The organism is Curtobacterium sp. B8, assembly GCF_000333315.1.
GTDB lineage: Bacteria > Actinomycetota > Actinomycetes > Actinomycetales > Microbacteriaceae > Curtobacterium > Curtobacterium luteum.
The window spans coordinates 1-5,089 of record NZ_BACW01000552.1 but is presented as its reverse complement, the minus strand read 5'-3'; the positions used below and the strand labels follow the sequence as shown (position 1 = coordinate 5,089).

1 protein-coding gene is annotated in these 5,089 nt (G+C 72.2%); it reads left to right on the top strand.

Annotated elements, in window-relative coordinates; genetic code table 11:
* Nucleotides 1-283: 283 nt before the first annotated feature.
* Nucleotides 284-5,089, top strand: a 4,806-nt coding sequence (locus tag I59_RS14900; protein WP_042726792.1) for a glutamate synthase-related protein, incomplete at its 3' end; no start/stop codon positions are given.

Below are 5,089 nucleotides of genomic sequence, written 5' to 3'. Positions count from 1 at the left end.
CACACACGGTGGGACGGTGTCCCGTCCCACGGTGTGTGGAACCTCGCACCGTGCGGAGAACGCCGCGCCCACGCGCCAGGCCGGGCACGCCCGCCGGACCCGCGCCGCGCCTCCCGTCCGGCCGGTCTGTTGCGCCCGCGGTATACCAAGCCGTAGCATCGCCTCACCGCACCACCACCCCACAGGGCCCGGCCGTCACCCGACGGCATGCCCGCGGCGAGCGCTCCGAGGAAGCAGCGTGGCCGTCCGCTGCCTGTCGGCACACGCTCCACTGGACCCGCACGTGAACCACTCCCCCTTCGGTCTCCACGACCCTGCCCGCGAATCGAGCGACTGCGGCGTCGGCTTCATCACCCGCCTCGACGGGGTGCCGACGCACGACGTGATCCGCAAGGGCGACGCAGCGCTCTGCTCGATCCCCCACCGCGGCGGCAAGTCCGCCGAGGGTGTCGGGGACGGCGCCGGCGTGAGCATCGACCTGTCGGTGGAGTTCTTCAGCGCGATCACCGGCGAGACCCTGCGCGCCGGGCACTTCGGCGTCGCGAACTGCTTCGTGCCGGGCGACACCACCCCGTCCGGCGCCGACGCGCGAGCAGCCGCCCAGCAGGTCGTCACCGACGCGATCACGCACGAGGGCTTCGAGCTCCTCGTCGTCCGGGACGTCCCCGTGGACCACTCGGTGACGCGCCCCGAGGCCGAGCAGTACCAGCTGCCGATCGTGCAGTGGGTGTTCCGCGCGCCGTCGTCCTGGGAGCGCTCGGAGGTCGACGCCGCCGCGAACCGTGCGCTCCTCGCCGTCGAGCGCGTCTCCTACACCCAGGCAGCCGAGGCGCACGCGCCGCACGCCGCCCTGTACCCGCTGTCCCTCAGCGCCCGGACGCAGATCCTCAAGGGCCGGCTGAACTCGGGCGAGGTCATCTCGTACTTCCGCGACCTCACGGACCCGCGGCACTCGGTGCGGACGCTCTACTTCCACACGCGCTTCTCGACGAACACCGAGCCGCACCCGACGATGGCGCAGCCGTTCCGTCTCATGGCGCACAACGGCGAGCTCAACACGGACCGGAAGAACCGCCTCTCGGACGAGGCGCTGGCGCGTGCCCGCACCCGCAGCATCGTCCGGCCCCCGGGCCAGTCGGACTCGAGCCGTCTCGACCAGACCCTGCAGAGCCGCGTGTTCGACGACGGCCTGGACATCGTCGAGGCCGTGGTGTCGCTCATGCCGCCGGCGTGGGAGAACGACCGCACGCTCACGCCGGACGTCCGGGCCATGCTCGAGTACTTCTCGCTGTACGAGGAGAAGAACGACGGCCCCGCGGCCGTGATCTTCAGCGACGGCGACGTCGTGGGTGCCCGACTCGACCGGCTCGGGCTCCGCCCGCTGCGCACCGTGCAGACGGACGAGTACCTCGTCGTGGCGTCCGAGGCCGGGCAGGTCGAGTTCGACGCCGCCGACGTCGTGCACCGCGGGCGGATCGAGGCCGGCGGCATGCTCGTCGTCGACCACCGCTCCGGCTCCCTCATGCGGACGCGCGAGGTGCTCGACGTGCTCGCGGAGCGCAAGCCCTACGCGGAGCTCCTCGAGGCCGCACGTGTCGACCTGGACGACCTGCCCGTGCCGGACTACCAGCGCGGCACGACGACCCTCGGCTACGACGGCGACCTGTCGCTGGCGGGCCGGTACGTGGCGTACTCGCTGAACCAGGAGAGCTTCCGGTTCATGCTCGACCCGATGCTCCAGAACGGGTCGGAGCGCATCTCGGCGATGGGCTACGGCAACGCGATCAACGCCCTCAGCGACACCGAGGGCGGCATGGCGAAGTACTTCTCGCAGCGCTTCGCGCAGGTGACGAACCCACCGCTCGACTCGATCCGCGAGGCCGACGGCATGTCGATGCGTGTCGCCCTCGGCAGCAAGCCCGACGGGACCGGCAGCGGGGACGGTGCGCCGAGCCGGCAGATCGTGGTGCAGTCCCCCGTCCTCGGGCACCTCGACATGGTGCGCCTGCGGGATCAAGACATCGTGCCGCTCGAACGCTTCGACATGCTCTACGTGCCGGTGCTCGGCGACGAGCAGGCGAACGCCGACGCGGTGCGGGCGGCGACCGAGCAGCTCGCCGACGCCGTCGCCGCGTTCGCCGAGCGTTCCGGCGGCATCGCGGTCCTCACCGACCGCAGCGTGTCCTCGACGCACGCCGCGCTGCCCGTCATCCTGGCGGTGGCCGCCGTCAACCAGCGGCTCATCGAGACCGGGCTGCGGCTGCGGGTCTCCGTCGTCGCCGAGTCCGGCCAGCTGCCGTCGTCCCACCACGTCGCCACGGCGCTCGGCTTCGGTGCGTCGGCCGTCTACAGCCTGAGCGCCCGCCTCCGCGCGGAGGAGAAGTACCCCGCCGAGGCTGCCCCGGCCGGTGAGCACACCGCGACCGACCTCGCCCTCAAGCGCTTCCGGAAGGCCGCTGAGAAGGCCCTCGCGAAGACGATGGGCCGCGTGGGCCTGTGCACGGCGGAGAGCTACATCGGCGGTGAGTTCTTCGAGCCGAACTACCTCGACACGAGCGACGACCTGTTCGCGCGGGTCTTCCCGCACATGGACGCCCCGGTCGGCGGCGTCGGATTCACCCGCATCGCACAGGCGGCGACGGACTGGCACGAACGTGCCCGCAGCGTCGCGATCGAGGGCCAGGTGCCGCTCCTCGGCCTGTTCAAGGAGCGCTCGGACGGCGCCGGGCACTCGTTCGGTGTCGCGAGCGTCCGCGGCTTCGGCGGCATGACCGAGGAGCGCCCGGCATTCGAGCGCTCCGGTGACTCGGACGCGCTGCGGCTGCTCACCCTCGGGCAGCTCGACGACTCGTTCGGCATCTCCGACGCGGCGTACCGGAACACCGGCTACGACCGGCTGAGCGACGCCGAGATCGACGGGCACCGCATCACGCCCGGCTACGTCTCGTTCCTGCAGACGACGCACGACGAGCGGTCGCGCCGTCCCGCCGCGCTCCGCGACGTGCTCGCGCTGCCCGCGGACGTCACCGGCATCGACGAGGCGGAGGACTTCGCGCGCGAACTCGGCCGCTTCGCGACCGTCGGCAACGCCAGCGTCACCGTGCGTGGGCTCTCCGGCTCGCGCGCGTCCTCCGAGGGACTGCCGGGAGGCACGGTGCGGTTCCGTCTGGAGCTCACCTCGACCGGTCCCACGGGTGCGCAGCGTCACCGTGCCCTCGCGGACGGGCTCGCCCTCTTGCACCCGGGCCTGGTCGACGTCGACTCCGTCGCCGACGACCAGGTGACGCTCCGCGCCACCGGTGCGGCAGCCGACCTGCTCGGTATCCTGCAGCAGGCACCGGCGAGCGTGGACGTGGCCGAGGTCCAGCCGGCGCACGAGATCACCCGCACGCTGGCCTCCGGCGCGATGAGCCACGGCGCCCTCGTCGCCACGGCGCACGAGGCCGTCGCGCACGGCACGAACATGGTCGGGGGCATGTCGAACTCCGGCGAGGGCGGCGAACACCACTCCCGCTACGGCACCATCCGCGGTTCGCGCATCAAGCAGTTCGCCTCGGGGCGCTTCGGCATCTGGGCGGGCTACCTCGCCGACCCGATGCTCGAGGAGCTCGAGATCAAGATCGGTCAGGGCGCGAAGCCCGGCGAGGGCGGTCAGCTGCCCGCGCCGAAGGTCACGGTCGACATCGCGGCGGCCCGGGGCGGCACGCCGGGCGTCGAGCTCATCTCGCCGCCGCCGCACCACGACACGTACTCGATCGAGGACCTCGCGCAGCTCATCCACGACTGCAAGGCCGCCCGGGTGCGGGTGGTCGTGAAGCTCGTGTCCTCCGAGGGCATCGGCACGATCGCGGTCGGTGTGGCCAAGGCCGGCGCCGACGTCATCAACGTCGCCGGGAACACCGGCGGCACGGGCGCCGCGGCCGTCACCAGCCTGAAGTACGCCGGGCGGTCGGCGGAGATCGGTGTGGCCGAGGTGCACCAGGCCCTCGTCGCGAACGGCCTGCGCCAGAAGGTCACGCTCCGCTGCTCGGGCGCGCACCAGACCGGGTCGGACGTCGTCACGAGCGCGCTGCTCGGCGGGGACTCGTTCGAGTTCGGCACGACCGCGCTCATGATGCTCGGCTGCGTGATGGCGAAGAACTGCAACGTGAAGTGCCCGGCGGGCCTCACCACGAACGCCGAGGCGTTCGAGGGCGACCCGCGTGCGCTCGCGCAGTACCTGCTCAACATCGCCCACGACGTGCGCCAGATCCTCGCCCGCCTCGGTCTGCGCTCCCTGCGCGAGGCCCGCGGTCGCACCGACCTGCTGCAGCTCCTCGACCACCCGGCGAGCGTCGGGCGGCTGGACGTCCGGAACCTGCTCGCGCAGGTGCCGGAGAAGGTCGTGACGGACCCGGAGTACCTCGAGAAGGACTTCCGGACCGACGACGCGCTCATCGACCAGGTCCGCACGGCCCTGGTCGAGGGCCACGAGCACGCCCTGACCGTCGACGGCGTCGTGCTCGGCAACGCCGACAAGTCGGTCGGCGGCCAGCTGGGCATCGACGTCGAGCGCCTGCTCAACCACGAGCTGCGCGGGGTCGACCTGTCCGCGCACCCGGCGATCACGACGGACGACCGCGGTCGGCGTCGCCTCGTCGACGGTGCCGTGACGATCCGCACGAGCGGCTCCGCCGGCCAGTCCTACGGGGTCTTCACGAACGACGGCATCACGCTCGAGCACGTCGGGACCGCGAACGACGGTGTCGGCAAGAGCCAGTCCGGTGGCCGGATCGTCGTCCGGGCGCCCGGCGGCGGCAGCGTCGAGCGGGGCGGCAACGTCCTCGTCGGCAACTTCGCACTGTTCGGCGCCACCGGTGGTCGCACGTTCGTCGAGGGCGAGGCGGGTGACCGGTTCGCCGTCCGCAACTCGGGCGCGACCGCCGTCGTCGAGGGCATCGGCGACTTCGGGTGCGAGTACATGACCGGCGGCGCGGTGTTCAACCTCGGCGCGTACGGCAAGGGGCTCGGCAACGGCATGTCCGGCGGGTTCCTGTACCAGTACGACCCGTCGGGCGCGGTCACCGAGCGCGCGAGCACCGACTCGCTC